General features: G+C 42.3%; 26 protein-coding genes and 1 pseudogene. 18 read left to right on the plus strand and 9 right to left on the minus strand.

The annotated features are described in order from the left end of the window. Window positions 1-12: 12 nt before the first annotated feature. From CU635_RS09475 to CU635_RS09490, 4 genes are read left to right on the plus strand one after another with little or no spacing between them, the layout of a single operon-like run. On the plus strand, window positions 13-1,656 hold the full coding sequence (locus tag CU635_RS09475) for a thiamine pyrophosphate-binding protein (RefSeq protein ID WP_101577126.1): 1,644 nt from the start codon (window positions 13-15) through the stop codon (window positions 1,654-1,656). A 12-nt stretch (window positions 1,657-1,668) separates the two neighbouring features. Beyond that, the gene (locus CU635_RS09480; protein WP_219620136.1) at window positions 1,669-3,177 is read left to right on the plus strand and encodes an aldehyde dehydrogenase family protein; all 1,509 of its coding nucleotides are present in this window, start codon (window positions 1,669-1,671) and stop codon (window positions 3,175-3,177) included. Between the two features lie 20 nt (window positions 3,178-3,197). Further along, a complete protein-coding gene (locus CU635_RS09485) occupies window positions 3,198-4,121 on the plus strand; it encodes a DMT family transporter (protein WP_101577127.1) in 924 nt (307 codons plus the stop codon). A gap of 51 nt (window positions 4,122-4,172) precedes the next feature. Beyond that, window positions 4,173-5,114 carry a DMT family transporter gene (locus CU635_RS09490; RefSeq protein ID WP_101577128.1) on the plus strand — a complete coding sequence of 314 codons (942 nt, stop codon included), beginning with the start codon at window positions 4,173-4,175 and terminating at the stop codon, window positions 5,112-5,114. Between the two features lie 64 nt (window positions 5,115-5,178). Here CU635_RS09490 and CU635_RS09495 read toward each other — a convergent pair whose 3' ends face one another. Next, window positions 5,179-6,867, minus strand: a complete 1,689-nt coding sequence (locus CU635_RS09495) for a sigma 54-interacting transcriptional regulator (RefSeq protein WP_101577129.1) — start codon at window positions 6,865-6,867, stop codon at window positions 5,179-5,181. Between the two features lie 203 nt (window positions 6,868-7,070). On the opposite strand from CU635_RS09495, the gene CU635_RS09500 reads away from it, so the two are divergent. From CU635_RS09500 to CU635_RS09510, 3 genes are read left to right on the plus strand one after another with little or no spacing between them, the layout of a single operon-like run. Continuing rightward, window positions 7,071-8,504 carry an aldehyde dehydrogenase family protein gene (locus CU635_RS09500; protein ID WP_101577130.1) on the plus strand — a complete coding sequence of 478 codons (1,434 nt, stop codon included), beginning with the start codon at window positions 7,071-7,073 and terminating at the stop codon, window positions 8,502-8,504. A gap of 14 nt (window positions 8,505-8,518) precedes the next feature. Beyond that, window positions 8,519-9,367, plus strand: coding sequence for an AhlS family quorum-quenching N-acyl homoserine lactonase (ahlS, locus tag CU635_RS09505; protein ID WP_101577131.1), 849 nt, complete (start codon window positions 8,519-8,521; stop codon window positions 9,365-9,367). 16 nt (window positions 9,368-9,383) lie between these two features. Next, window positions 9,384-10,583, plus strand: coding sequence for an iron-containing alcohol dehydrogenase (locus CU635_RS09510; protein ID WP_101577132.1), 1,200 nt, complete (start codon window positions 9,384-9,386; stop codon window positions 10,581-10,583). 235 nt (window positions 10,584-10,818) lie between these two features. Here CU635_RS09510 and CU635_RS09515 read toward each other — a convergent pair whose 3' ends face one another. The 5 genes from CU635_RS09515 to CU635_RS09535 form a co-directional block, all read right to left on the minus strand. Further along, a complete protein-coding gene (locus CU635_RS09515) occupies window positions 10,819-11,187 on the minus strand; it encodes a hypothetical protein (protein WP_101577133.1) in 369 nt (122 codons plus the stop codon). 13 nt (window positions 11,188-11,200) lie between these two features. Next, window positions 11,201-11,722 carry an acyl-CoA thioesterase gene (locus CU635_RS09520; RefSeq protein WP_101577134.1) on the minus strand — a complete coding sequence of 174 codons (522 nt, stop codon included), beginning with the start codon at window positions 11,720-11,722 and terminating at the stop codon, window positions 11,201-11,203. 248 nt (window positions 11,723-11,970) lie between these two features. Continuing rightward, window positions 11,971-12,861 (minus strand): cidABC operon transcriptional activator CidR, encoded by an 891-nt coding sequence (gene cidR / locus CU635_RS09525; protein WP_101577135.1) that lies wholly within the window; start codon window positions 12,859-12,861, stop codon window positions 11,971-11,973. Window positions 12,862-13,078: 217 nt separating this feature from the next. Continuing rightward, window positions 13,079-13,621, minus strand: a complete 543-nt coding sequence (locus CU635_RS09530) for an NADPH-dependent FMN reductase (RefSeq protein ID WP_180955476.1) — start codon at window positions 13,619-13,621, stop codon at window positions 13,079-13,081. A 530-nt stretch (window positions 13,622-14,151) separates the two neighbouring features. Then, entirely contained in the window at window positions 14,152-14,355 is a 204-nt protein-coding gene (locus CU635_RS09535) for a thioredoxin family protein (RefSeq protein ID WP_101577137.1), read from the minus strand. 558 nt (window positions 14,356-14,913) lie between these two features. Between CU635_RS09535 and CU635_RS09540 the strand changes: the two genes are divergently transcribed. The 6 genes from CU635_RS09540 to CU635_RS09565 all read left to right on the plus strand — a co-directional run bounded on the left by CU635_RS09540 (window position 14,914) and on the right by CU635_RS09565 (window position 18,197). Beyond that, window positions 14,914-15,417 carry a YbaK/EbsC family protein gene (locus CU635_RS09540; protein WP_101577138.1) on the plus strand — a complete coding sequence of 168 codons (504 nt, stop codon included), beginning with the start codon at window positions 14,914-14,916 and terminating at the stop codon, window positions 15,415-15,417. Between the two features lie 89 nt (window positions 15,418-15,506). Next, complete coding sequence (locus CU635_RS09545) at window positions 15,507-15,782, plus strand: hypothetical protein (RefSeq protein WP_142382820.1); 276 nt, start codon at window positions 15,507-15,509, stop codon at window positions 15,780-15,782. A 71-nt stretch (window positions 15,783-15,853) separates the two neighbouring features. After that, the gene (locus tag CU635_RS09550; RefSeq protein ID WP_101577140.1) at window positions 15,854-16,099 is read left to right on the plus strand and encodes a YuzB family protein; all 246 of its coding nucleotides are present in this window, start codon (window positions 15,854-15,856) and stop codon (window positions 16,097-16,099) included. A 15-nt stretch (window positions 16,100-16,114) separates the two neighbouring features. Beyond that, window positions 16,115-16,606: a DUF1189 family protein gene (locus CU635_RS09555; RefSeq protein ID WP_101577141.1), complete on the plus strand. Its 492-nt coding sequence runs from the start codon at window positions 16,115-16,117 to the stop codon at window positions 16,604-16,606. A 56-nt stretch (window positions 16,607-16,662) separates the two neighbouring features. Continuing rightward, entirely contained in the window at window positions 16,663-17,529 is an 867-nt protein-coding gene (locus CU635_RS09560; RefSeq protein WP_101577142.1) for a pirin family protein, read from the plus strand. Window positions 17,530-17,642: 113 nt separating this feature from the next. Next, window positions 17,643-18,197: a nitroreductase family protein gene (locus tag CU635_RS09565; RefSeq protein WP_101577143.1), complete on the plus strand. Its 555-nt coding sequence runs from the start codon at window positions 17,643-17,645 to the stop codon at window positions 18,195-18,197. A 217-nt stretch (window positions 18,198-18,414) separates the two neighbouring features. Here CU635_RS09565 and CU635_RS09570 read toward each other — a convergent pair whose 3' ends face one another. Next, window positions 18,415-19,047, minus strand: coding sequence for a helix-turn-helix transcriptional regulator (locus CU635_RS09570; RefSeq protein WP_101577144.1), 633 nt, complete (start codon window positions 19,045-19,047; stop codon window positions 18,415-18,417). A gap of 175 nt (window positions 19,048-19,222) precedes the next feature. Between CU635_RS09570 and CU635_RS09575 the strand changes: the two genes are divergently transcribed. The 5 genes and pseudogenes from CU635_RS09575 (at window position 19,223) to CU635_RS09600 (ending at window position 22,922) form a co-directional block, all read left to right on the plus strand. Further along, on the plus strand, window positions 19,223-19,843 hold the full coding sequence (locus CU635_RS09575) for a superoxide dismutase (protein ID WP_101577145.1): 621 nt from the start codon (window positions 19,223-19,225) through the stop codon (window positions 19,841-19,843). Window positions 19,844-19,910: 67 nt separating this feature from the next. Further along, window positions 19,911-20,917 (plus strand): annotated as a pseudogene (locus CU635_RS09580) (NAD(P)/FAD-dependent oxidoreductase). Next, window positions 20,914-21,456, plus strand: coding sequence for an NADPH-dependent FMN reductase (locus tag CU635_RS09585; RefSeq protein ID WP_101577146.1), 543 nt, complete (start codon window positions 20,914-20,916; stop codon window positions 21,454-21,456). The pseudogene CU635_RS09580 and the gene CU635_RS09585 overlap by 4 nt, the downstream one beginning before the upstream one ends. A 571-nt stretch (window positions 21,457-22,027) precedes the next feature. Next, window positions 22,028-22,207 carry a DUF3934 family protein gene (locus CU635_RS09595; RefSeq protein ID WP_101577147.1) on the plus strand — a complete coding sequence of 60 codons (180 nt, stop codon included), beginning with the start codon at window positions 22,028-22,030 and terminating at the stop codon, window positions 22,205-22,207. Between the two features lie 283 nt (window positions 22,208-22,490). Beyond that, window positions 22,491-22,922 (plus strand): VOC family protein, encoded by a 432-nt coding sequence (locus tag CU635_RS09600; RefSeq protein WP_101577148.1) that lies wholly within the window; start codon window positions 22,491-22,493, stop codon window positions 22,920-22,922. Between the two features lie 75 nt (window positions 22,923-22,997). On the opposite strand, the gene CU635_RS09605 is transcribed toward CU635_RS09600, so the two are convergent. Further along, entirely contained in the window at window positions 22,998-23,687 is a 690-nt protein-coding gene (locus tag CU635_RS09605; RefSeq protein WP_101577149.1) for an LrgB family protein, read from the minus strand. Then, a complete protein-coding gene (locus tag CU635_RS09610; RefSeq protein ID WP_101577150.1) occupies window positions 23,684-24,049 on the minus strand; it encodes a CidA/LrgA family protein in 366 nt (121 codons plus the stop codon). The genes CU635_RS09605 and CU635_RS09610 overlap by 4 nt, the downstream gene beginning before the upstream one ends. Window positions 24,050-24,503: the final 454 nt, after the last annotated feature.

The raw sequence follows: 24,503 nt of genomic DNA on the forward strand, positions 1-24,503 counted from the left end.
AGGAGCGAAGAAATGAATGGAGCTCAAGCTGTAATTGAAACACTAAAGCGTGAAGGGGTCAAATATGTTTTCGGTTTACCGGGAACAACGATCATGCATTTGATAGATGCTCTGTACGATGAAAAGGAAATTCGCTATATAACCGTCCGCCATGAACAGGTCGCCGCGTTTATGGCGGATGGCTATGCAAGAGCAACAGGAGAAATTGGTGTCTGCATGGCGTCAAGGGGTCCTGGTGCTGCCAATCTAACGATCGGAATCCATAATGCATATGCTGAGTCGGTACCTGTGCTGGCCTTGCTTGGCCAGGTATCGGATCAAATCTACTATCAGGATGCATTTGAAGAAATGGACCTTGTAAAATTTTTTGAACCAATCACGAAATGGGCGCTGGAAATTCACCAGACAGAGAGGATACCAGAATTGCTGCAGCGAGGGATCACAACAGCCTTATCAGGAAGGCCGAGGCCAGTTGCGGTTTCACTCCCGCTTGATGCGCAGATAAAGGAAGGGGAGTTTTCCTTTCGCACAGTGTTTCGCAGTAAACATCGTGTTGTTGACTTGCAAGGAGTCAAGCAGGCAGCTGAACTGTTAAAGAATGCGAAAAACCCGGTCATTATTGCGGGAGGCGGTGTAGTTCTGTCCGGCGGAACCAGAGATTTGGTTCAGCTGGCAGAACAGCTCGCGATTCCAGTGATTACTACCTGGAGAAAGCCAAATGTGTTTCCAAATGACCATCATCTTTATTTTGGGAATGTTGGGCCAGGGTGTCCTTCGGTTTGCTGGAAGCTGATTGATGAGGCAGATGTAGTGTTGGCTGTCGGAATGCATTTCTCTGAATTCTCAACGAATAGATGGACGGCGCTCAATGAACAGACACGACTGATTCATATTGATATTGATGAAGCAGAGCTGGGCAAGATTTATATACCGGAAGTGGCGCTATTGGGCGATGCAAGAGAAACTGTTCAAGAGATCATAAAGGAGTTAGCTGGTTATGATGAAATAGCAGAACATCGAGAATCATTTCAAAAAAATTTGCCTCAATATAAAGAAGAAACTAAGCTGCCAGAGCAAGTGCGTGATCGGCCAGTCCTTTCTACAGCTGTCATGGGATCAATAAACCGCATGCTAGAAAACTACGATGCAATTGTCGTTGAAGATGCTGCTACGTTTGGGCCGTGGCTGACAAGATACGGCCGTTTCAAGCCGGGTAATTTTTATGCAGCGGCCGGTGGATCGATGGGCTGGGGGTTCCCGGCATCAATGGGAATCAAGCTCGCAAATCCTGATAAAGTTGTCACCAATGTAACCGGGGACGGGGCATTTTGGATGGTCGCCCAGGATCTGGAGACGGCGGTGCGCGAAAATATCCCTGTCATTAATATTGTATTAAATAACTTTTGCTACGGGAATACGCGTGACCGGCAAAAAACAGCCCATCAAGGAAGGTACATTGGAATACGCTACAACAACATTGATTTTGCGCAGTTTGCCCGCCTATTAGGTGCTTATGGTGAAAGGGTGGAGTCAGCGGACGACTTGGACGGAGCGATCGAAAGAGCAATAGCATCAGGTAAACCAGCAATCATCGATATCATTCAGGACCAGTGGGAAGGACTGCCACCCGGAGCAATACCAGCCATTTCGAAGTAGGAGGGGAAACAGATGAACAAAGTGAAAGATCGGACAGTTAACAAGGACTGGATAGCGATAAAAGACCGGCTGCTACAACAACAATATCGCATGCTTATCGGCGGCGAATTAGTTTACTCAAAAGGTGGGGAAACATATGAAACGTTCAGCCCTTCTACTGGAGAACGGCTTGCATCGGCGCCATTTGCCCAAAAGGAAGATGTTTATTTAGCGGTTGAGTCAGCGAAAATAGCTTTTCAATCATGGAGAAAAATTTCTCCTTTACAACGTGCGAAAATATTGAAGCAACTGGTTGAAGAATTTAAGAAACGCGCAGATGAATATGCTGTGCTTGATGCAGTCGATGGTGGAAATCCGGTTTCTGCGATGGTTTCGGATGTTTTCCTTGCAGCAGATATGATGGAGTACGCAATCAACATGGCAACTGAATTGAAGGGTGAGACGATTCCCTCGTCCGGAGTCAACTGGCATTTAACGAGACGGGAACCTTACGGGGTGATTGGACGAATCATCCCGTATAATCATCCGATCATGTTTACGGCAGCGAAAATTGCCGCACCACTGATTGCCGGAAATACGGTCGTGTTAAAAGCACCAGATCAATGCCCGCTTTCGTCGCTTTTGTTTGGGGAACTTTGTCAAGAAATGCTTCCGCCCGGAGTAGTCAATATTGTAAGCGGTGACGGCGCAACAACAGGGGATGCACTGGTGCGCCATCCCGATGTAAAGCGGATTGCTTTAATCGGGAGTATAGAAACCGGAAAGGCAATTTTAAAATCTTCGGCGGATGTGGCAATCAAACACCTATCTTTGGAGCTGGGTGGAAAAAATGCAATGATTGTTTATCCTGATGCAGATGTGGACAAAGCGGTAGAAGGTGCAGTGCGCGGCATGAATTTTCTATGGTGCCAGGGCCAGTCATGCGGATCCACTTCGCGCTTATTTTTACATGAAGCGATTCATGATGAATTCATAGGGAAACTGATTCAACAAGTACAAAAGATAAAGATAGGACTCCCGATCGAGCCTGATACGGAAATGGGCTGCCTGGTCTCACAATCCCAATATGATAAGGTTATAGGTTATATTCATTCGGGAATAGTTGATGGTGCAGTGTTGAGAGCAGGGGGAGGTAAACCGGCAGGTGATAGATTTGTGGAAGGGTACTTTGTAGCGCCGACCATCTTCACCAATGTGACTGAGAAAATGAAAATTTTCAGAGAAGAAATCTTCGGCCCGGTTTTATCGGTTATCCGTTGGAATGATGAAGAAGATGTGATCCGGCAGGCAAACGCCCTTCCTTTCGGGCTGACTGCATCGATCTGGACGAACCACCTGCCGACGGCATTGGATACTGTGGACCGGATAGCAGCAGGCTTTGTTTGGGTGAATGGGAGCTCTCAGCATTTTACAGGGGTTCCATACCAAGGCTACAAGGATAGTGGAATTGGCTCTGAAGAAGGCCTGGACGAGATTCTCAGTTATACCCAGGTAAAGAGCGTTAATTTTATGATGGAATAAGGAATCGGAGGTAGAATATCGTGATAAATAAATTCGTAAACTCTCCGCATATCCTGTTGGTTTTCAGTGCTTTATTTTGGGGAGGAAATGCCGTTGCCGGCAAATATTTAGCGGCTTCGATTCCTCCCGTCACGATATCCTTTATCCGTTTAGCGATTTCAGGGTTCATAATATTCCCCTTGTTTTTCGTAATTTTACGAAAGGAATGGAAAACTGCGAGAACCCACTTGAAACAATTAACGCTGTTGGCTCTGACTGGGATAATCGGATTTAATCTTTTAAGTTATTGGGCACTCAATTTTACCTCTGCCATCAACGGAAGCTTGCTCAACAGCACCAGTCCTTTGTTCATTTTTCTATTATCCTACGTACTTACGAAGGAAAGGATAAAAATCAAGTACATCCTGTCTGTGTTGCTTTCAATAGGAGGAGTCATTTTTATCATTACACAAGGATCGCTAGATAGATTGATTTCTTTTCGGTTTAACCTCGGTGACCTGATTATGATACTGGCAGTGATAATGTGGGCCATTTATTCGCTTCTTTTAAAGAAAATTTCATTGGAAATCTCGCCTTTCGGCGTTTTTGGCTATAGCCTCGGTATTGGGTTTATGTTAATGATTCCTATTGTGTTTGTTGAACTATCGATAATTCCCCTCGGATATATAAGCTCACCGGAATGGGCTGCCCTGCTTTATTTAGGAATTTTCCCCTCCGTATGCTCGTTTTTGTTATGGAATCGTGCAGTGGTGTTGATTGGGGCGGCGAAGGCCTCTGTCTTTTTAAATCTAATCCCCGTGTTTGGATCGGTTGCGGCTTTTTTTATGCTAGGTGAAGTGATTACTGTTGCCCATGTGGTTGGCGGCAGCTTGGTATTTGCGGGTATTTATTTTTCTTCCTATACAAAAAAATCCTCATCAATACTACAGGAGAAAGAAGGGTAAAGAGCTTCAGGATGATTCTGCAGGAATTTATAAGGAAGAAGGGATGAACATATGGGTGAATTGCTGGCGATTGCTGCGATGCTCTTGTTTTCTACGAATATTATATTAACAAAGGTAGCTGCTGCGCGGCTGAATCTTCATTTTGGATTTTTAATTTCCGTTGGCATGAATATCATTTTTGGATTATTGTTATTTGCTGTTCAAATGCTTTTCTTTGAACAAGGCAATATTGATTGGAATACAAAAGGGTTTTTATTTTTTTTATCGGCTGGAGTCTTTAGTACATATTTGGGGCGCTGGTTTTTCTTTGAAACGATCGATAAATTGGGGCCAACAAGAGCAAGTGCCTTCCAGGTGAGCAATCCGTTATTTACCGCGCTTATCGCCTGGTTGTTTCTCGGCGAAAGGTTACACTTGATCGATGTATTGGCAATATGCATTGTTCTTCTAGGGCTGTTTCTTGTTTCATACGTTTCACAGAGAACGGTGAAAAGTCAACTTGCCGCCGGCAGAGAACAAATTGAGGTTCAATCGATCAGAAGTCTTTCACTCAAATGGATCCTGACATCGAGTATTTTGTTAGCTTTTTTTAGTTCCCTTTCATATGCAGTGGGCAATGTCGTCAGAGGAGTAGCCATCCAAAACTGGAATCAGCCGATACTTGGCGGAGTATTGGGCGCTATATTGGGTTTTTTGATGCATGCAGTTACCAATAAAAATACCCGCCATTTTTGGAGAGATTTAAAAACTTCGGATTCCAGGGGCGTTTTACTTTATACGATCAGTGGAATCATTACCATCACAGCTCAAATCGCAGTAATAGCTTCAATGCGCTATATCCCCATTTCGATCGCCAACCTTATTACATTATCAACGCCAGTTGTTGTAACACCGGTAAGTTACTTCATGTTCAAGAACCAGGAAGGCATCACTTACAGGACGATAATTGGGATCCTATTGGTCATGGGGGGGATATTTGTTATTTTGCTGTAGAGTATTTAGGTGCCTGACCCCCGCTGCGTTAATGCTTTAAAGCAGCGCGGGTCAGGCCCTTTTTTTAGTCCCTCCATTTCTTTATTTTTTTAACTAGTGTTGAATGGTCAATGCTCAGCTCTGCGGCTGCTTTTCTTAAAGAAGGATGCTTCTTTATCGTGTCATAGACGATTCGCTGTTCATAATTTTCGACTTTTTGTTTGAGTGTTAATGGCTTTTCAAAATCTGCCTGGCTATAAACATGCACGGGCAGATGATGTGGCTCGATGAGATTTGCTGGAATAGAAACAATCATATTTTCCATCAGATTCCGGAGTTCTCTTACGTTGCCGGGCCAATGGTAAGACTGAAGGATTTTTTTGGACTCTTCAGACAAGCGCTTTTCAATGCGGAACTGTTGGCAGAAATACGAAAAATAATGATCAACCAATAAAAGAATATCTTCCTGCCGTTCGACAAGAGGAGGAATATGAATTTCGACTACCTGGAGCCGATAATATAGATCTTCGCGAAAATCTCCTTTTTCAATAAGTTTATTTAAGTCTTTATTGGTGGCCGAAATGATTCGGATATCAAGTTTTCTTGGTGTTATTCCACCAAGTCTTAAAATTTGTTTTTCCTGGATGACTCTAAGCATCTTCACCTGGATCGTGAGCGGCATTTCACCAATTTCATCAAACATGACGGTTCCGCCATCGGCAAGTTCAAGCAGGCCGATTTTCCCATCCTTATTCGCCCCGGTAAATGCGCCTTTTTCATAACCGAATAGTTCCGATTCCAAAAGCTGCTCAGGAATAGCACCGCAATTCACTTTGATGAAAGGTTCATTTTTTCGAGTGCTGTAATGGTGTATCAAATTAGCGAACACCTCTTTTCCCCCCCCGGAGGGCCCGGATAAAAGAATGCTGGTTGGATAGGGAGCGACCTGTTTCACCTTGTCATGGACCTCGCTCATTTTTTCGCTTTGGAAGACGACATGTTGATCAGAGTCATGTATCTTCACGGAAAAGCGGTGATCATGATATTGTGAAAAGGTTTTGGCTCTTAATAATTCATGCTTGATATCGTTCAGTTGCGTAATATCTCTGACGCTCGTTACAACTAACTCAATTTCACCAGAATCATTCAGAACCGGGTTCCCGGTTACAATGACATCTTTTTTGCCGCCGATTTTTTGTATGATTGAGATTTTCTGCTTCTTTTCCAGCACGAGCAGGGACACAGACTGATCGATATAGCCGTTCAACATTAATTTCTTCATATGCCTGCCGATCAGGTCTTTACGGTCAAAGCCGGTCATATCCTCGTAAGCTTTATTGACATAAATCGTAATGCCTTCACTGTTCACGACATAAATTCCATCGGTTGAAAACTCCAAAACCGCTTCCCACTGTTTCAGCAAATTCCGGTATTGTTCAATTTCGGAGATATCCTGAATGACACTTATTCCGCCAATAAGATTGCCGTCTTCATATAAAGGAGTACGATTGACCATGCACTGCTTTCCGTTAATGACGATCTTTTCACCAATAAAGCTGTCGCCGTTTTTTAAAACTTTCATAATTTTTTGATTTGGAACAAGTTTTTCAATGCTTCGGCCTTCCCAACTTTGAGCCTCGAGTTGAAACAAAGCTCTCGCAGAGGAATTCATAAACCTGATGGTTCCGTGATCATCAACGACGAGGACACTATTATGCATCGATGAAAGAATGTTTTCCCACGGAATGGAATGAAGCAAGCTTTGCGTTTCCATTTAAACACCCCTCTGGTGAATATTTTCCAGAAAACAGTGAATATTATCACCACTTTAATTCTAGAAGATTATCAATGATTCCTTTATTTTTGGTGAATTTTTTCAACAGCCAGGGATGAACAATCACTTTAGTTTTCAGTAATGATCACATTGGCATAATTATTGCATTAATAAATGATGACAAATATTAAGGAGGGGATAACTTGAATGCGACGACAAAAGGGCTATTTATTAATGGAGAATGGATCGTAAAGGATCGTACATATCCGCTTTATTCTCCATACCGCGGCGCTTTACTTGCAAATATAAGCAAGGCTGATACTGCTGATGTAAATGTTGCGATTGAAGGGGCTTATGAGGCTTTTCAGCAAATGAAGGAGATGCCTGCACATCAAAGGTCTGCCATTCTATACCGCGTCGTTGAATTGATGCGTGAGCGAAAAGAGGAATTGGCTACTATCATTGCTCAGGAAGCAGGCAAACCAATCAAGACAGCACGCGGAGAAATTGACAGGACAATCGTTACGTACCAATTTGCCGCTGAAGAGGCGAAGCGGATTTACGGTGAGACCATTCCGATGGACGCTGCACCGGGTGGTGAAAATCGGCTGGGGATGACATGGCGGGAACCACTCGGGGTAGTAGCAGCAATCACACCTTTTAACTTCCCGTTTAACCTTGTAGCCCATAAACTCGGACCGGCCTTTGCAGCCGGGAACACGGTCGTTTTAAAGCCTGCTAATCAAACTCCTTTAAGCGCATTGAAAATGGCCGAAATTTTTGATGAAGCCGGCCTGCCAAAAGGTGCTCTGCAGATCGTGACTGGAAGTGGTGCCGAGATTGGGGATCCTCTGGTCACGGATAATCGGGTAAAAAAGGTAACTTTTACAGGCAGTGCGGAGGTTGGAAAAGACATCAAGGCGAAAGCTGGATTGAAAAAAGTAACGCTAGAGCTGGGTTCCAATTCGGCGGTCATTGTCCAGCCAAACGTTCCACTTGAACGGGTCATCTCAAGATGTGTGGAAGGTGCTTTTGTTTATTCAGGACAGGTATGTATTTCATTGCAACGGATTTATGTTCACGAAGATATTTATGAAGATTTTTGTAAGCGTTTTACTGAACAATCGAAAACTTTAAAAATCGGCGATCCTTTAGATGAGAATACGAATATCAGCGCGATGATCCACAGCAAGGAAATTGACCGGATTGAAACTTGGGTCAAGGAGGCAGAAGAAGGAGGTGCCAAAGTAGCGCTCGGAGGAAGCAGACAAAATACGGTATTTGAGCCAACAATCTTACTTGATGTCAACGGAAAAATGAAAGTTGCCTGCAAGGAAGTTTTTGCACCAGTTGTGTCGATCATGCCGTATAAAGATTTGGATGAAGCGATTGGTTTTGTCAATGATTCAGTCTATGGTTTGAATGTTGGAGTTTATTCCACAAATATCGATGAAGCGTTTTATGCCGCAAGAAAGATTGAGTCCGGTGCTATTATCATCAATGATATTCCGACGTTCAGGGTCGACCATATGCCGTACGGCGGTGTAAAGGAGAGCGGTTATGGGCGTGAAGGAATTAAGTACGCCGTTGAGGAAATGACGGAATTAAAATTTGTTTCTGTAAAAACATTTTTATAAGGGGGAATCTACGAATGTGCAACACTATTAAACAACATCCAAAGCTGTACGTAATGGATAATGGAAGAATGCAAATGGATAAGAACTGGTTGATTGCCATGCACAATCCGGCGACGCTCAAAAAACCGAACGCGCAAACTGAATTTGTCGAGTTTCCTATTTATACAGTGCTTATTGACCATCCTGCCGGAAAAATCCTATTCGACACTGCCTGCAATCCGGAGTCGATGGGGCCACAAGGACGATGGACTGAGGCGACCCAGCAGACGTTTCCATGGACGGCAAATGAGGAATGTTACCTGCACAACCGGCTCGAGCAATTGCGGGTCAGACCGGAAGACATTAAATTTGTAGTTGCCTCCCATCTCCATTTGGACCATGCTGGCTGCCTGGAAATGTTTACGAATGCTACCATTATCGTTCATGAAGATGAACTGAACGGTACGCTCCAATCGTATGCACGTAATCAAAAAGAAGGTGCCTACATTTGGGGGGATATTGATGCATGGATCAAGAACAACTTGCAATGGAGGACCGTGAAACGAGACGAGGACAATCTCGTTCTGGCAGACGGAGTGAAGGTTTTGAACTTTGGAAGCGGGCATGCGTGGGGAATGATCGGGCTTCACGTCCAGCTGCCGGAAATGGGTGGCATCATTCTGGCATCGGACGCCATTTACACAGCAGAAAGCTACGGACCGCCAATCAAGCCGCCGGGGATCATTTATGACTCACTCGGTTATGCAAAAACAGTGGAAAAGATACGCAGGATTTCGTCGGAAACTAAATCACAGGTATGGTTCGGGCACGATTCGGAACAATTCAGGAATTTTCGCAAATCAACAGAGGGTTATTACGAATAAGGAAGGAGGGCCTAATATGGCTTTTTCAAAGCTCGTATTTACACCATTAAGTTACACCGGATGGGGTTCTTTAGAGCAGCTCATTCCGGAGGTCGAAAAATACGGGGCCAAGCGCATTTTACTGGTGACAGATCCCGTACTTAAGCAAATAGGCTTGACTGACCGTATAACCGGTCCATTGAAGCAAAAAGGATTTGATGTTGATATTTATACTGATATCGAGCCGGAACCCCCTCTTGAAGTGGGCGAAAAACTCGTCAAATATACAAGGGAGGGGGGATTCGACCTCGTCATTGGACTGGGAGGCGGAAGTGCGCTCGACCTTGCCAAGCTTGCCGCTGTTCTATCGGAACATGAAGGTTTGGTAGCAGACTACCTAAATCTTTCAGGCACAAAGCAAGTTTCCAAAAAAGGGTTGTCGAAAATCCTGATTCCGACTACATCGGGTACCGGTTCAGAAGTGACAAATATAGCGGTTCTGTCTTTGGAAACCACGAAAGATGTGGTCACCCATGATTATTTGCTGGCAGATTCAGCGATTGTCGATCCGGAGTTGACGGTTACGATGCCAGCAAATGTAACGGCCGCAACGGGTGTTGACGCACTAACCCATGCAATTGAGGCATATGTGTCTGTCAACGGCAATCCCACAACGGACGGTTTGGCCCTCCAGGCGATTCGTTTGATTAGCCGCTCGATCAGGAAAGCGGTGGCCGACGGGCAAAATAAACAAGCACGCATCGATATGAGTGATGGAAGCTATATTGCCGGACTTGCCTTTTTCAATGCCGGGGTTGCAGGTGTCCACGCACTTGCGTATCCCCTCGGAGGCCAGTTCCATATTCCGCATGGCGAATCTAATGCTGTCCTTCTGCCATATGTGATGGGGTATATAAGAAGCAGCTGCACGAAACGGATGGCTGATATTCTGAACGCTTTAGGAGGAAATTCAGCTTATTTATCCGATGAAGAGGCTTCATACAAATGTGTAGAGGAGCTTGAAAAACTGGTAGCAGACGTAGGAATCCCGCAAATATTACAGGGATTTGGAATTCCGGAAAGTGCGCTTGAAAAATTGACCGAAGATGGAGTAAAGCAGAAGCGGCTATTGGCCAGGAGTCCTTTGCCTTTAGACAAGGAGGATATTTTCAAAATCTATCAGTCTGCATATGTCGGTAAAGTGACAGAGCCATCAAGTAATAAAATTTTACAATAAGTACTTTTTGAATGAACCTGTTTTGGTACAAAAGATACAGGGTCAGCAAAACGAATATTTATTAGGAAAAAACGCCCTCTTGGCGTTTTTTTGATTAAACCGATTCTTTGTCTCACGCGCTGTTATCTGTCCATATAGAGTACAAATTTATCACCATTAACAATCATGTATAATGGAAAAAGGGTCACGTTGGTTATAACGGTGCGCTCCAATTTTATGGTCGTTGCAAGGCAAGTTATCTGATGCCAGAAGAGGCTAATGATTCAGGTGTTTCACCGAGTACTAAAAGACTGATTTTTGCGTAACCGGTGTTACTGAATTCAGAAAAAGTTTTTTGTAATACTGGGAAATCATCGTCATCTTTTAATTTTTGCAACTCTTTCTTATACAAGCGCAGTACAGAGCCATATACATAATTTGGGACGGCTTGGCCAGGATCCTCACCCATAACTAAACTTCCCATGTAATGATATTTAAAATGCAATGCACGCGTAAGATTAACGATATCCAACAGTTTTCCAAAAAGGTTTGGATGGTCCTTTTTTAACTTCTCCAGGGCTTGTTTGGTGGTTGTTAGCTCATCAATACTGCATAAAGTTAGCATCAAATTCATCCTCCTATTTTTTGTCCCATGGTTTTTCCAGTGAAATATACTCAGCTAATTCTTTACTTTTTTGTCTTCTGAATTTACGCATTTCTGCTCTGTCTTTACCTGTGTTGAAGAGGAATTCTTCTTCTTCTGTTTCTGGTAAGACATGTGGAACTTCAACAGGCCGCTTATTATCATCTAAAGCTACAAATGTCAAAAATGCCGTAGCAGCGATCCGACGCTCGCCATTCATCATATCTTCGGCAATAACTTTGCAAAAAATCTCCATGGAGCTTTTTCCTGTGTATGTGACAAACGATTCCACACAGACTGAATCAGTTTGATGAATAGGGCATAAGAAATCGATTGAATCCGTGGATGCAGTTACACATTCTTTAACCCTGGAATGCCTGCGGGCTGATAAAGTTGCGGCATCATCGAGCTTTTTCATCAAGACGCCGCCAAACAATGTATTGTAGTTATTTAAGTCGCAAGATAATACTTGCGCGGTATTGACAATACGGCTTTCGCTCACTTTTTTTGCTTTCATTAAATAGCTTCCTTTCATCCGGATTCTAGCTGAATAAACACTATATCCACTTTGTTAAAAGGTTTTTCTTGCTTGTCAAAAGTTTACGCCGCATTGTTCGGTTAGTAAAATTGTTATATTTTATGATTAGTATAGATGTTATCTATGTAAACACTTACACGTATGCAATATGTATATAGATTAGTTGAATGAAAAAAACGGCTCTATAAAAAGAACCGTTTTTAGCAAAGAATATTTTTATTACACGTTTATCGATAACCGAGTTTAAGCTGAGCTTTCATGAACTGCAGCCATTCTTTCGCAGCAAAGGATAAATATTGATTTTTACCCCATATAATCGCCAGATTCCAACTGATTGATGGATTCACTACTTTGACTGACTTTACATTTTTATTTAGATCCTTGCAAACACTTTCCGGCAGCAGGGAAACTCCAAATTTGTTTGCGACCATTTCTTCAATAAAAAATCGTTGTGAGCTTTCCGAAATAACGTGTGGATTGAAGCCTGCATTGTTGCAAGAATAAACAATTCGGTCGTTTAGGACAAAGTCCTTATTAAACAATATGAACGATTCCTTCGCCAATTCAGCTAAATTTACTTCCTCTCGTTCTGCTAATGGATGCGATGGATGAAGGATAAGCCTTAGGTCTTCTTCCATAAAAGAGAAATGGTCAAAGATGTCGTTTTTAGTCGGAAGAACAATCACACCAACATCGAGAAGATTGTTTCCTACCGCTTCTTCGATTTTCTTTGAACCATCCTCAACCAATTGAAAAGTGATCTGAGGATATCTTTCGTGAAAAATGCCAACTATTTTAAGAAAATACTGGGCATCAAATATTGGTGGCAAACCGATGCGAATATGCCCCTTTTTTAGTCCTGTCAGATTGTCTAATTCTATTTCTAAATTCTTAAACGCTTTGTCAATTAATCGCGCTTGCTCCAAAATAATGCGTCCTGCATCAGTTAAGACCAATTGCTTTCGAGATCGGTCAAAAAGAGCAACTCCCAGCTCTATCTCCAGATTTTTAATCATTTTACTAATGGTTGGTTGCGTGATGAATAAATGATTCGCCGCACGTGAGAAACTATTAAAATTTGAAACCTCAATAAAATATTGTAAATGCTTGATATCCAATATCGTACACCTGCTTGTGAGAATTATGGGGATAAAAGCTGGAAAGATAGATTATTAATATATTATTTTATCATGAAGCCACAGTTTTCTATAGGTTGAAAAATTGAAGGAACTGTTTACCTTGTCGAACAATCAGGTGTCTTTTTAATATTTAATGCTAACCGCACAAAAAAGGGAGGTGAATGATCACCCCCCATCTTTGTAAATTTCTATGTTTTTATCGTAAAGTTTTTAATGCTCCACTCCATGCGATCACTTGGTCAAGCATAAGATTGACATTATTCAGGTGTAAATCAGCAGGTTTGAATTCAGCGAAGTTTTCAAAATCTGTAAATAAAGACAATGTTGGGTGTACACGAACGTCCGCAACAAGTAATTCTCCTAAGATTCCGCGTAAATGTTCAGCTGCACGTGCACCACCTGTGGAACCGTAGCTTACGATACCGGCTGCTTTATTGTGCCATTCATCCCGTGCTGAATCAAGTGCATTTTTTAATGCTCCTGTAATGCTGTGATTGTATTCTGGGACAATAAATACGAATCCATCCAAGTTTGCAAGCTTTTCTGGCCATGCTTTTAATCCAGGTTCTTCACCAGTACCTTCGCCTACAAATGGTAATTTGAAGTCCGCAATATCTACGATTTCATAATTTGCATCGCCACGTTTGTCAGCAATCTCCTTTACCCAGTTGCCAACTTGAGGGCTGACACGTCCTTGACGTGTGCTTCCTAAAATAATTCCGATATTTAATTTTTCCATTGCTATTTCCTCCTTGGTGGTTGATGTACCAATTAATTTGCTCAAAAACCCCACGCCATACACCTCTTTATAATTCAACATTTCTTTGAAACTCAAAATATTATAATTATCTCGAATTAAAATATTTTGAATTCGAGATAATATTATACCACTAAAATTACTTTGTCAAAAAATTAAATTAAAACCTTTTAAAAAGCAGGTAACTCTTACGGACGTGTGGCAGTTTTTATTTACTGAGGTTGGTGACTGTACATGAAAGTATTTGAAGAATAAATCTATATTTTGGGAAAATAAATCATAAGGCATTTATCAAAAACGAAAAAATCCATGCCAACAGTTTAAGATAGTGAAACAAGTAAAAATTATTATTTTGAGACGGGAAACAGTTGGTTAGGCTTGGAATTGTTGTATAGGCTCTATAATGTATAAATTAAGCTTTTTAACGGACAGGCTTGAAAAAAAGTATGAAGGACCTGCCAGATTGGAACGCAAAGTGCTCCATAACGCAGGTCCGCGTAAAATAGGAATGTTTATGAGAGAGCAAATTCTTTTACTTGCTCCTCAGGCATAAAACCTACCAAGCGATTTGTTTCTTTTCCGTTTTTAATTTGAACAAGGGTTGGAATGCTCATGATACCAAACCTGCTAGCCAGATCAGGTGCTTGATCCACATCAACATAAAAGAAATCCACGTCTGTTTCCTGTTCAGCAACCGCAGAGACCACCGGCCTCAATTGTCGGCAGCCCGGTCACCAATCCGCCCCAAACTCCAGAATAACTGGTTTGTCCGCATTTTCCACAAGTGCTTCGTAATCAGCGTTTTGTATTGCCTTGACCATCATGATTCACCTCTTCTTTAATCTGAAATCGTTGATCAAACTGTAATATAACCAAGAACATCTAAGAGCAGCCCAATTCAGCTGACATTATCAAAGTACCCATTCGTTTGTGGGAATCAAACGTCAACGATTCCCTTTCTAATTATTGACTTGTTTGCTACCTTACATACAAAAGAAGTTGGCAAATCAAATGCGAATCGACACGACTCAATGTCAAACATGCGATTAAGAGTTCACAATCTGACAAACACCGGCAAATGGAAGAAACTATCCGGCATACAGCCACTCACCAGGGAATAGAGGAGCAAAAAGGTAGTAAGGAGTGATTATGTATGTACGGGACCTTAGAATTAAAACTCATCATTGCTTAGCTTTTCCAAGATCCTATTCATTTTTTTCCAATTAAGTTGTGTTATGATTCTATATAACACCGATAGGGGAAGGATGAATAAGATGTCTTTGGAAAGTGTAAAAGCCCATTTTACTCAGTGGAATCGTGAAGATAATGTGATGGAGTTTGAAACATCGAGCGCTACGGTTGAGCAGGCAGCTGACACAATTGGTGTCATTCCTGCTCGTATTGCAAAAACATTATCCTTCAGGGGACAAGAAGAGAAACCCATCTTGATCGTCGCTGCCGGAGATGCAAAAATCGATAACAAGAAATTTCGTCATGCATTTGGCTTCAAAGCACGTATGCTCACGCCTGATGAAGTATTGGATCAAACCGGACACGCGATCGGCGGGGTTTGTCCGTTTGGTTTGAAAAATGAACTGGATGTCTACTTGGATGTCTCAATGAAACGCTTCAAGACTCTTTTTCCGGCCTGCGGCAGCACCAATTCTGCGATAGAACTGACTATTGATGAGTTGTTTCAATATTCATTTGCAAAGGAATGGGTAGATGTTTGTAAAGGTTGGGATGAAGCTGAGTTAAGGGAACAGGTAGCTCTGTAATCAAATATGATTGCCGAGTTACTGATGGAGGCGGTTCCGCAAGACACCTTAACTACAACTTCACTGTGTTTCCACCTTTACCGGACGATATGTCAGGATTTGACCTCGTTTTTAGAGAATATAGCACTCCCTTTAAGGACAAACCTACAGGACTTGGAAAGATGGTCACTTTGCATATTGACTGCGGCTTCGAGTTTTCCCAAACAGTCAAGGGAACTGCTGAGGTGTTTTACTTTGAAGGAACACAGCAGTTTCACAGGGGGCTGAAATATGTTAATGATTTTTTCGTCGAAGATGATGATATCATTGAACTCCTGGTAAAGCATGAAGGGAAGAAGCTGAAACTTACGGCTACAATTCTCTAGGAACTTGCATCCGGTTTTTATACCTTTAAGTTTAGAAAGTGCCAATACTCATGACAAGGAGGGGAAGCGCAATGGGAATTGTTGTTGTTGAAATTTGTGATGGCAGTCTGATTACGGAAATTCCCCTGGAAGAAATTTTGGAAACAGGATACCCGGAAGTTGCGGTAATTGAAAACAGCTGCCTTTCCTTCTGCGGAATGTGTGCCAAAAGGCCGTATGCAATCGTAAACGGCAAGCGGATATTTGCAAAAACTGCCGAGGAATGCCTGGAGCTGATTAAACAGCACATTGAGGCAGAATTGGCTGTTTATGCATAAATAAAGGACGATGAAATGAAATACATTACCGTATTGAAGGATTGCTTGTTGTTTCCGAAAAAGGCAGCTGTAGTGCGGTTGAACAAATTAGATATGAAAAGTACGATTCTTTACTTTTTCATACTCATGATCGTTATGCTGCTTCCTGTGGAAACGGACTTGCTTTTTCATGCAAATCAGGGAAATCAAAGTCTTTATATCACCCAGGTGCTTATCTTATATCCGTTTTTTATGTTTTTTTACGGATTAGCGGGACTCACCTTTCTGGCAGGGTGCGGCCTGGTACTTAGCAGACTTTTGCAAAGAAAGTTAAAATTTCAGCTGCTTTGGAAAATGACCATATTTGCTTTAACAAAGCCAATGATTGCCGCGGCCCTTGCCCATTTTTTTATTGGGTCTAATCCCGCTGTTGCATTTATTGTTTTTATCATGCTGTGTGTTAACATGGTCAGAATGATCAGTGTTTATCCGAAAAGCATGGAGAGAAGCGGCGGCAAATGGAGATAGATAAATTTTTAAAACAAAAATAAAAAAAAGATCATCAAGAAAAAGGAGTGGCAGATTTGGCAGAACAAATTTTACAAAGAAATGTTAAAGATCATTGGTATGTGAAATATGAGCAAGTTGGTTTTCCTTCTATCCAAAAGGGATGGATCCTGCCTGTCGACCGCTGGGCAGACTTTGATCCGTTTGTTTTAATGGCCGAGGACTGGTTTAAGCGCGGAACGTTTTCCGATCACCCGCACAGAGGGTTCCAGACTGTTACATATGTAGTGGATGGGCGACTGGAGCATATTGATAATGCCGGCGGGCGAGACATTCTTGAGCCAGGTGATGTGCAGTATATGAATGCCGGCTGGGCAGCAAGGCATGCGGAAGAAGGCGTGGATAACGATATTGCGCATACCTTGCAGCTGTGGCTAAACCTGCCGAAGCACCTGAAGAATACGGAAACGACCTACCAGAATATTTACAGCGAGGATGCACCCACGGTAAACTTCGAGGGTGGTTCTGTAAAAGTATTCTCAGGGGATATTGCCGGTGTAAAGGGCCCGCTGAATTCCCTTGTCCCAATCACTCTGTCTGAAATTTCCCTGGATAACGGGGTAACCTATGTCCACAAGCTGCCTGAAACTCACAATGCTTTCGTTTATGTGCTATCAGGAGATATGGACTTTGGGGGCAACCAGGTGAATTTAAAAAAACATGGCGTTGGCACGTTAACCTTTAACGATGGCGGGAATGAGAATAATACAAGCGAGCTTGTCATTAAATCAAACAGCAGGCGTTCCAAGGTGCTTGTCTATTCCGGCACCCCGATTAAGGAAGAGATCGTTCCGTACGGCCCGTTTGTTATGAACACCATGGAAGAAATCAAGCAGGCTTATCGCGACTTCCGGCTTGGAAAGTTTGGGCCACCGGCTGTTTAAGGACTCCTGCTAGTTTAGCATGCAGCAAGGAAAAGTCCCTGTTTGTGATGCAAAATGAGGTTTGAGGAAAAATTCGGACCGCCACTAAATATTTTTGACAAGGATGAGATTACGTGGATGTACTGGAAGCAATCAAGACGCGGCGAAGCTTTGGGCTTGTAAAGGATGAGGCTGTACCGGAAGCGGACATTGAGCGAATTTTAGAAGCTGGTACTTGGGCTCCAAACCACCACCGGACAGAGCCATGGCGATTTTTTGTTATGACGGGTGAGGGCCGCAAACAGCTGGGGGATGTTCTCCTCAAAATTACCCGGAATAACGGTGAAACAGATTCGAAAAAGCTGGAGAAAGTCCAAGAGAAGCCATTTCGGGCTCCTGCAATCATCGCGGTAGCTGTTGAGCCAAGCGACAACCCAAAAGCGATTGACGTCGAAGAATATGGAGCGGTATACGCCTGCATTCAAAACATGCTGCTGGCGGCACATAGCCTTGGTCTTGCCGGGGTATGGAGAACGGGAAAGCCAACATATGACCCGCTGATGAAACAGTTTTTTGGCCTGTCTGAGAAAGGCGAAGTCCTTGGATTCCTTTATCTTGGCTATCCGTTAGCGAGCCCGCCCGAAGGTAAGCGCAAACCATTTATGCCAGTCACAAAGTGGATCAAATAGGCTGCGAGGGACCGGGGTTCCCAGTCTAGCCATTATCGGCGTTATTATAAAAACCCGCACTGCAGTCTCGATTTAATTAAACATGCGTGAAAAGTTGCTGCATCAACTACCAGCTGTGGCAATGAACCCGATGTGCATGAAAGAGCACGGCTAAAACGGCTTTCAATATTTAAAACTAGCCGCGTAAAAAAACGAGGAGCATACCGCAGTATGCTCCTCAGTTTATTTTAAATAAAAATTTGCAGTGGCTGTCGCCATCTGTCTGGCAGCAGGTTCTATTGATCTGTTCCGTGCCGAGGATGTTTTTAAACAGCTCGGTCTCACAGCGGCAAGCGACCTTGAAATCCCTTGCGACAGAGAAGATTGGGCAGTTATATTCGGTCAATTCGAAGGTGTTTTCATCAACTTGGGCCAGCTCAGCCATATAGCCTTTTTCGTTTTGAATGTCAGCCAGTTCGTTAAGCTTCTCAAATGCAGTGGTTTTATCCCCGATCCTGCTGCTGTATTCGCGGGTGAGGCGGTCCTCCCTTTTTTTAAATAAAAGCTCAACTGACTCTTCGCCATGGATTTCTTTTATGTCATGAAGGAATTCAACACTAATGCCTTCATAATTTTTGGGGAAATGTCCTTGGGCCTTACTGGATAGCATGTACGATTGGAGCGGCCTTCCCTTCGGCTGCTTGATTGCCTTTGAGGCAATCAGGGCCTCCTTTTCAAGGCTGATGAGGTGCTTTCGTACTGCCATATGGGTAATTTGGAGACGATCCGTTAAATCATTGACCGTCAAGGATTCTTCCTTTTTGAGCAAATCAAGAATTTTCTCTTTCGTGCTCTTTGGAATAGGATTCATATTATTACCTCCGTTGTGGAGAGAAAATTTAAGATTACATATTAATTATACCATAAAGTATAAATTATTGACATCGCAGACAAACCATTTGATTTTCAGGATGGCATCTTATATTATTTAACTGTACTTATTATACCAATAGGTATAAAAATATAATTCTTAGGGGGATTACATAATAACAATTTATTCACTGCCAGCTTTAAATTATGATTTCAACGCATTGGAGCCTCATATTGACAAGACGACAATGGAAATCCACTATGGCAAACACCATCAAACATATGTAAACAATCTGAATGCTGCGCTTGAAGGCAAGCCTGAACTCCAGGGAAAATCTCTTGAAGAACTGCTTGCGAACCTTGATGCTGTTCCGGAGGCGGTTAGAACTGTTGTAAGGAACAATGGCGGCGGGCACCTGAACCACAGCCTGTTCTGGGAAGTGATTGCTCCTGCTAAAGAAAACAATGCGTCTTCAGGCAAACTGCAAGCAGCGATCAACGAAGCATTCGGCAGCTTTGACAACTTCAAAAAAGAATTCTCTGCAGCTGCCGCAACACGTTTTGGTTCTGGATGGGCATGGCTGGTTGCCGGTGAGAACGGCAAGCTTGAAGTAACAAGCACGCCAAACCAGGACAACCCGGTTATGGAAGGGAAGACTGCCATACTTGGCCTCGACGTTTGGGAGCATGCCTACTATCTGAACTACCAAAACAGAAGACCTGATTATATTGCAAGCTTCTTTAACATCATCAACTGGGATGCTGTAACAGAAAAGTTCGAGACTGCACAAAAATAATTGATTTTTTGAATGAGGTGCCTTTTTGGCACCTTATTCATTAGTGGAATGAAAAAGGAGCAGCCTTATGAGTACACATAATGAATTCGATATTACCATCATTGGCGGCGGGCCGGCCGGTTTATTTTCGGCTTTCTATGCCGGCATGCGGAGTATGTCTGTTAAAATAATCGACAGTCTTGGCCAGCTGGGCGGGCAGGTAGCCGAGCTTTATCCTGATAAATATATTTACGATATTGGCGGTTTTTCGAGAGTACTTGGAAAAGAGTTTATCCATAACCTGATTGACCAGGCCCGGTATGCTTCACCAGAAATATGCTTAAATGAGACGGTTTTGGAGGTTCAGAAACAAGAAGATGGCAGCTTCCGGTTAACGACCAATAAGGGAGAGCATTTTACAAAATCCATTCTTATCACTGGTGGAATAGGGGCCTTTGAACCGAGAAGATTAACCGCCCTGGGTGCTGATTTTTATGAAGGAAAAAATCTTCATTACTCCGTTAAAAATTTACATGACTTTAGGGATTCCAAAGTACTGGTATGCGGAGGTGGAGATTCTGCCCTTGACTGGTCATTGATGCTTGATGAAATTGCTGAAAAAGTGACGCTCTGCCATCGCAGAGAAGGCTTTAAAGCGCATGAAAGCAGTGTCGGGAATCTATACAAGTCAGGTGTCCGAAGTAAAAATACCGTATGTGGTAAAAGAGCTGGCCGGAGACAGTGAAAGGATTGAAAAGGTTGTCCTGGCTGACAAAGATGGAAACGAAGAAATAATTGAAGTAGACCACGTGATTGTGAATTACGGCAGCATCTCTTCGCTTGGCCCCATCAAGAGCTGGGGGCTGGAGATGGAGAAAAACTCCATTATCGTCAATTCCAAAATGGAAACGAATATTAAAGGGATTTATGCTGCAGGAGATATTGCGACTTATGAAGGCAAAGTAAAATTAATTGCGGTAGGCCTCGGTGAAGCACCGATTGCGATCAATAATGCGAAAAAAATATGTTGATCCGTCTTCAAGGGTCCAGCCGCTTCACAGCACAGTGTATTCAAATAGGAGGACAAGCAAATGAAACTTGTTGGGGTCTCAGGCTCGCTGATCGGTTCAAAAACATCAAAGGCCGTCCATGAAGTACTGTGGGCAGCTAAATCCATCGATTCATCCATCGATATCGAATTGGTTGATTTGAAAGATTATGAAGTAGAATTTGTAAAAGGTACACCGCTTAGCTATTACAACGAGGATACGGTGAAGGTAGTGAACACGGTTTTGTCTGCCGACTTCCTTGTCATCGGGACACCGATTTACCAGGCCTCCATTCCTGGAGCTTTAAAAAATCTGTTCGACCATCTTCCAATGGAAGCTTTTAAGTCAAAAGTGACCGGCATGGTGACAACGGGGGGCACCGACAAGCACTACCTCGTCATGGAATACCAGCTAAAACCAATCCTCACATACTTGAAAGGCGTAGTGCCGCTGGGAAATGTGTTCGTCCACAATTCCGATTTTGATGAACATAGTGAAATCGTCACTGCGGATGTGAACAGCCGCATTAAACAATTGGCTGAAGAAATGATTTTTCTGCAAAAAACCCTTTCCAATAGAGGATGAAAAAGAGAGCTGCGAAGCTGCAGCTCTCATCTATTTAAGACGTTCAGTTTCATTTTTGAAAGAATTCTTTTGACTTCGTAGATTTCATCCGCCGTTATGCCACAGGTAACCAGCCTGTTAAACTCTTCAGTCACTGGAATGATGGTGTCGCCCAGCTCTTTTCCTTCAAAGGTGCAGTTTTTTTATGTTATTCATAAGCGTTAAATCCGTTTGGTGAATAAAAATGCAGATATAGTCCGTCAGAGATAATATCACGCGTAGCCCCCCTATTATTTTAATGCCCGAATTAGATTGAAAATGGCGGGTGCTTGTCAATAACCACTTGCAAAATTGCCATAGATGGAGTTCATAAAATAAACCTGTAATATGTCCAATGCCAATGCGTAAATACAATGATTATCATATTTCATGTTTCCTTCAGTACACATGGATTGATGAGATTAGTTTGCAACGTCAGTAGAAAAGCTGACTGTTATATGTTATATTTCATTACGTTTGGTTTTTACCCAATTAAAATGGATAAGACTAACCGAGAAGCTAACTACGTACAAGACATAATGGAGATGATTAAATGAGTAAAGCAAAAGGTAAGGGCGGAACAGGCAGAGGAACAGGTAAGAAGGGGTGGACTCGCTGGCAAGCTAGTTCAAACAAAGCAAAGAGTGCCAAACCCTATAAAAGCAAAGGTGTTAAAAATCGTGAGGATACAAAGACGACCAGCGATCATATTGACGGTTTGGATAAACAGTGATTGCTTACTAACCAATAAATTACTCTCGTGGCTACTTAAAGATACGGCTATGTTTTAGCAGCTTTCATTATTGAAACTCACAGGGTTCAATTGCTTTACACTTAATAAAGTTTTATCTTCAAGATCGACTGCTGAACCATAGTATGAAGAGTTATAATTTCACAACTCTTTTGAGGGGCAAATTTTAATTAAGGTTATTGCAAACAAATGTAATATATGGTAATATACATAAGAACATTAGTTCTGTTATGGGTTAAAAATTAATAAAAAAGAGGTGTCCAGTATGATTTTAGGGCTTCATCCTTATTTAGTTTTGAATGGTAATGGGCAAGAAGCTGTAAAGTTTTATGAAAATGCTTTAGATGCGAAAGTCTTGGGACTTCAAACTTTTGGAGATATGCCTGAAAATCCAGACTACCCCACTCCAATTGAAGCAAAAGACCTTGTATTAAATGCACATTTGAAAGTTGGTAATACAGATCTAATGCTTTCTGATACATTTCCAGGTCAACCATATCAACTTGGATCACAAGTCACGATAGCGATTACCATAACCGAAGTAGAAAAATCAAAAGAAGTATTCGAAAAACTACAAGAAGGTGGCCAAGTAATTATGCCGCTTCAAGAAACATTCTGGAGCCCATCATATGGCCAAGTAACAGACAAATTCGGTGTAACCTGGCAAATTTCTACACAGGTTGTTGATAACAAATAGCTTGAGTATCAATTTTGCTATCCCAATATTTCAATAAAGTGAGAGCTGCTTGCTTCGGCAGCTCTTTTAATCAATTCACATTCTCAAAATCAACGGCAGGATTGGCACTATAACGGAAAGAAACAATGCAGAGGTAGTCATTGCCACGCTGCCCATTGCCCCTTCTTCTTCACCCCAAAGCAGTGAACGGTTTGCCCCAAGCATTTGTGCTGATGTGCCCATGGCCAATCCTTTGGCGGCTTTGCTGCGTATTCCCAATCGCTTTAATAATTTTGGACCAATGGTTAAGGAAACGAGACCTGAAAAAATCACAAAGAATACCGTAGTTGTGGTATAACCTCCCAGCTCATTTGATAAGGTTAGAGCGATTGGAAGTGTGACAGATCGGGGGATTAAAGACGCCAGTAACTGTTGCTTTAAATGGAATATTTGCGCCAACCCAATGACAGAGATGATCCCCAGCACCGTACCGCAAACAACTCCTGAACAGATTTTATTAAAGTTCTTTTTTAGGAACGACCATTGTTTGTATAGCGGAACAGCTAGAGAGACGACCGCAAGTTCCAAAAGCTTATTAAAAACGAGGCTTCCTTGCTGATAAGTGTCCCCACGGATATGACAGGCAAACAATAAAATAATCAAGATCACAGGTGCAGTGTATAACGGATTTAGCCAATCTTTTTTATATTTACGATACAATTGGAAGCCTAATAGGTAGCATAATAGGGTGAAGACAATGCATAACAATCCGGTAAAAGTAATCATTGTCCATTTCTCCTTTTTGTTTTTTCATACCATTCTACGAAGAAAGCTGTGCCCAATAAACAGCACATGCTGCTCACAACTAGAATAAGGACGATGTTCCAACGCATGATTTGTTGCAAACTTGGGGATAAAAAGAGATTGACAATGGGTGGAATAAACAGTAGTGTCAGATGCTTTAACTGAAATGAAGCTGCGCTTTCTACCCAATCGAGTCGAATAATACCGGTTAACAGGAAAACGAACAGTAATATCATGCCCACGACACTACCCGGTAACTGAATGCGAAAGACAGCGACTATACTATAGCCAAGCAGCAAGAATCCTGAAATAACCAAAAGCTGAAGAAGCCAACTTAGCCTCACGTTCTGCCCTCCATCCTGTAAAAAGATATGTTAATAGCTTAAAGCACTTGAAGATTCATTTCCTTAAAATTGTTATAAAATCTAACATGGTTTTTAAAAATATCATGCAATTATTGAAAGGAAATCTTACAACTGAATATAGAACATTGGTTATAACGCTTGGCGGGAACTTGTTCATTGGGTGTGTTTAGGATGTATTTTAAGGGAACGATAGTCATTCTCTTGGAAAGCTGTGAATCAAACACCAACTCGTTCCCGCTAAGGATGCGATTTATCGCTTTTTAAAGGTGCCAACATTTAATTGGCATAAATTTCTATCGTCCCTTTCATTGGAAGTGATTCAGCGTTTTCAAAAACTAACTTCATCAAAAAGGGTGTCAGTTTTTATCCTAGATGACTCCGTTTATTCACGTAATTGCAGTAAAAACGTGGAATTACTATCACGCATTAATGA

The organism is Bacillus canaveralius, from assembly GCF_002860125.1.
Classification (GTDB): Bacteria; Bacillota; Bacilli; order Bacillales; family Cytobacillaceae; genus Bacillus_BJ; species Bacillus_BJ canaveralius.

What these genes read in the sequence shown, in the direction of transcription:
- CU635_RS09510 (WP_101577132.1), top strand. Translation starts at nt 9,384, where the DNA reads ATGGCTTTTTCAAAGCTCGTATTTACACCATTAAGTTACACCGGATGG.
- CU635_RS09475 (WP_101577126.1), top strand. Translation starts at nt 13, where the DNA reads ATGAATGGAGCTCAAGCTGTAATTGAAACACTAAAGCGTGAAGGGGTC.
- CU635_RS09530 (WP_180955476.1), bottom strand. Translation starts at nt 13,621, where the DNA reads ATGGAAAAATTAAATATCGGAATTATTTTAGGAAGCACACGTCAAGGA.
- CU635_RS09545 (WP_142382820.1), top strand. Translation starts at nt 15,507, where the DNA reads ATGTCAGGATTTGACCTCGTTTTTAGAGAATATAGCACTCCCTTTAAG.
- CU635_RS09490 (WP_101577128.1), top strand. Translation starts at nt 4,173, where the DNA reads ATGGGTGAATTGCTGGCGATTGCTGCGATGCTCTTGTTTTCTACGAAT.
- CU635_RS09595 (WP_101577147.1), top strand. Translation starts at nt 22,028, where the DNA reads ATGAGTAAAGCAAAAGGTAAGGGCGGAACAGGCAGAGGAACAGGTAAG.
- CU635_RS09555 (WP_101577141.1), top strand. Translation starts at nt 16,115, where the DNA reads ATGAAATACATTACCGTATTGAAGGATTGCTTGTTGTTTCCGAAAAAG.
- CU635_RS09570 (WP_101577144.1), bottom strand. Translation starts at nt 19,047, where the DNA reads ATGAATCCTATTCCAAAGAGCACGAAAGAGAAAATTCTTGATTTGCTC.
- CU635_RS09515 (WP_101577133.1), bottom strand. Translation starts at nt 11,187, where the DNA reads ATGCTAACTTTATGCAGTATTGATGAGCTAACAACCACCAAACAAGCC.
- CU635_RS09540 (WP_101577138.1), top strand. Translation starts at nt 14,914, where the DNA reads ATGTCTTTGGAAAGTGTAAAAGCCCATTTTACTCAGTGGAATCGTGAA.
- CU635_RS09600 (WP_101577148.1), top strand. Translation starts at nt 22,491, where the DNA reads ATGATTTTAGGGCTTCATCCTTATTTAGTTTTGAATGGTAATGGGCAA.
- CU635_RS09495 (WP_101577129.1), bottom strand. Translation starts at nt 6,867, where the DNA reads ATGGAAACGCAAAGCTTGCTTCATTCCATTCCGTGGGAAAACATTCTT.
- CU635_RS09520 (WP_101577134.1), bottom strand. Translation starts at nt 11,722, where the DNA reads ATGAAAGCAAAAAAAGTGAGCGAAAGCCGTATTGTCAATACCGCGCAA.
- CU635_RS09605 (WP_101577149.1), bottom strand. Translation starts at nt 23,687, where the DNA reads ATGATTACTTTTACCGGATTGTTATGCATTGTCTTCACCCTATTATGC.
- CU635_RS09550 (WP_101577140.1), top strand. Translation starts at nt 15,854, where the DNA reads ATGGGAATTGTTGTTGTTGAAATTTGTGATGGCAGTCTGATTACGGAA.
- CU635_RS09480 (WP_219620136.1), top strand. Translation starts at nt 1,669, where the DNA reads ATGAACAAAGTGAAAGATCGGACAGTTAACAAGGACTGGATAGCGATA.
- CU635_RS09585 (WP_101577146.1), top strand. Translation starts at nt 20,914, where the DNA reads ATGAAACTTGTTGGGGTCTCAGGCTCGCTGATCGGTTCAAAAACATCA.
- ahlS (WP_101577131.1), top strand. Translation starts at nt 8,519, where the DNA reads ATGTGCAACACTATTAAACAACATCCAAAGCTGTACGTAATGGATAAT.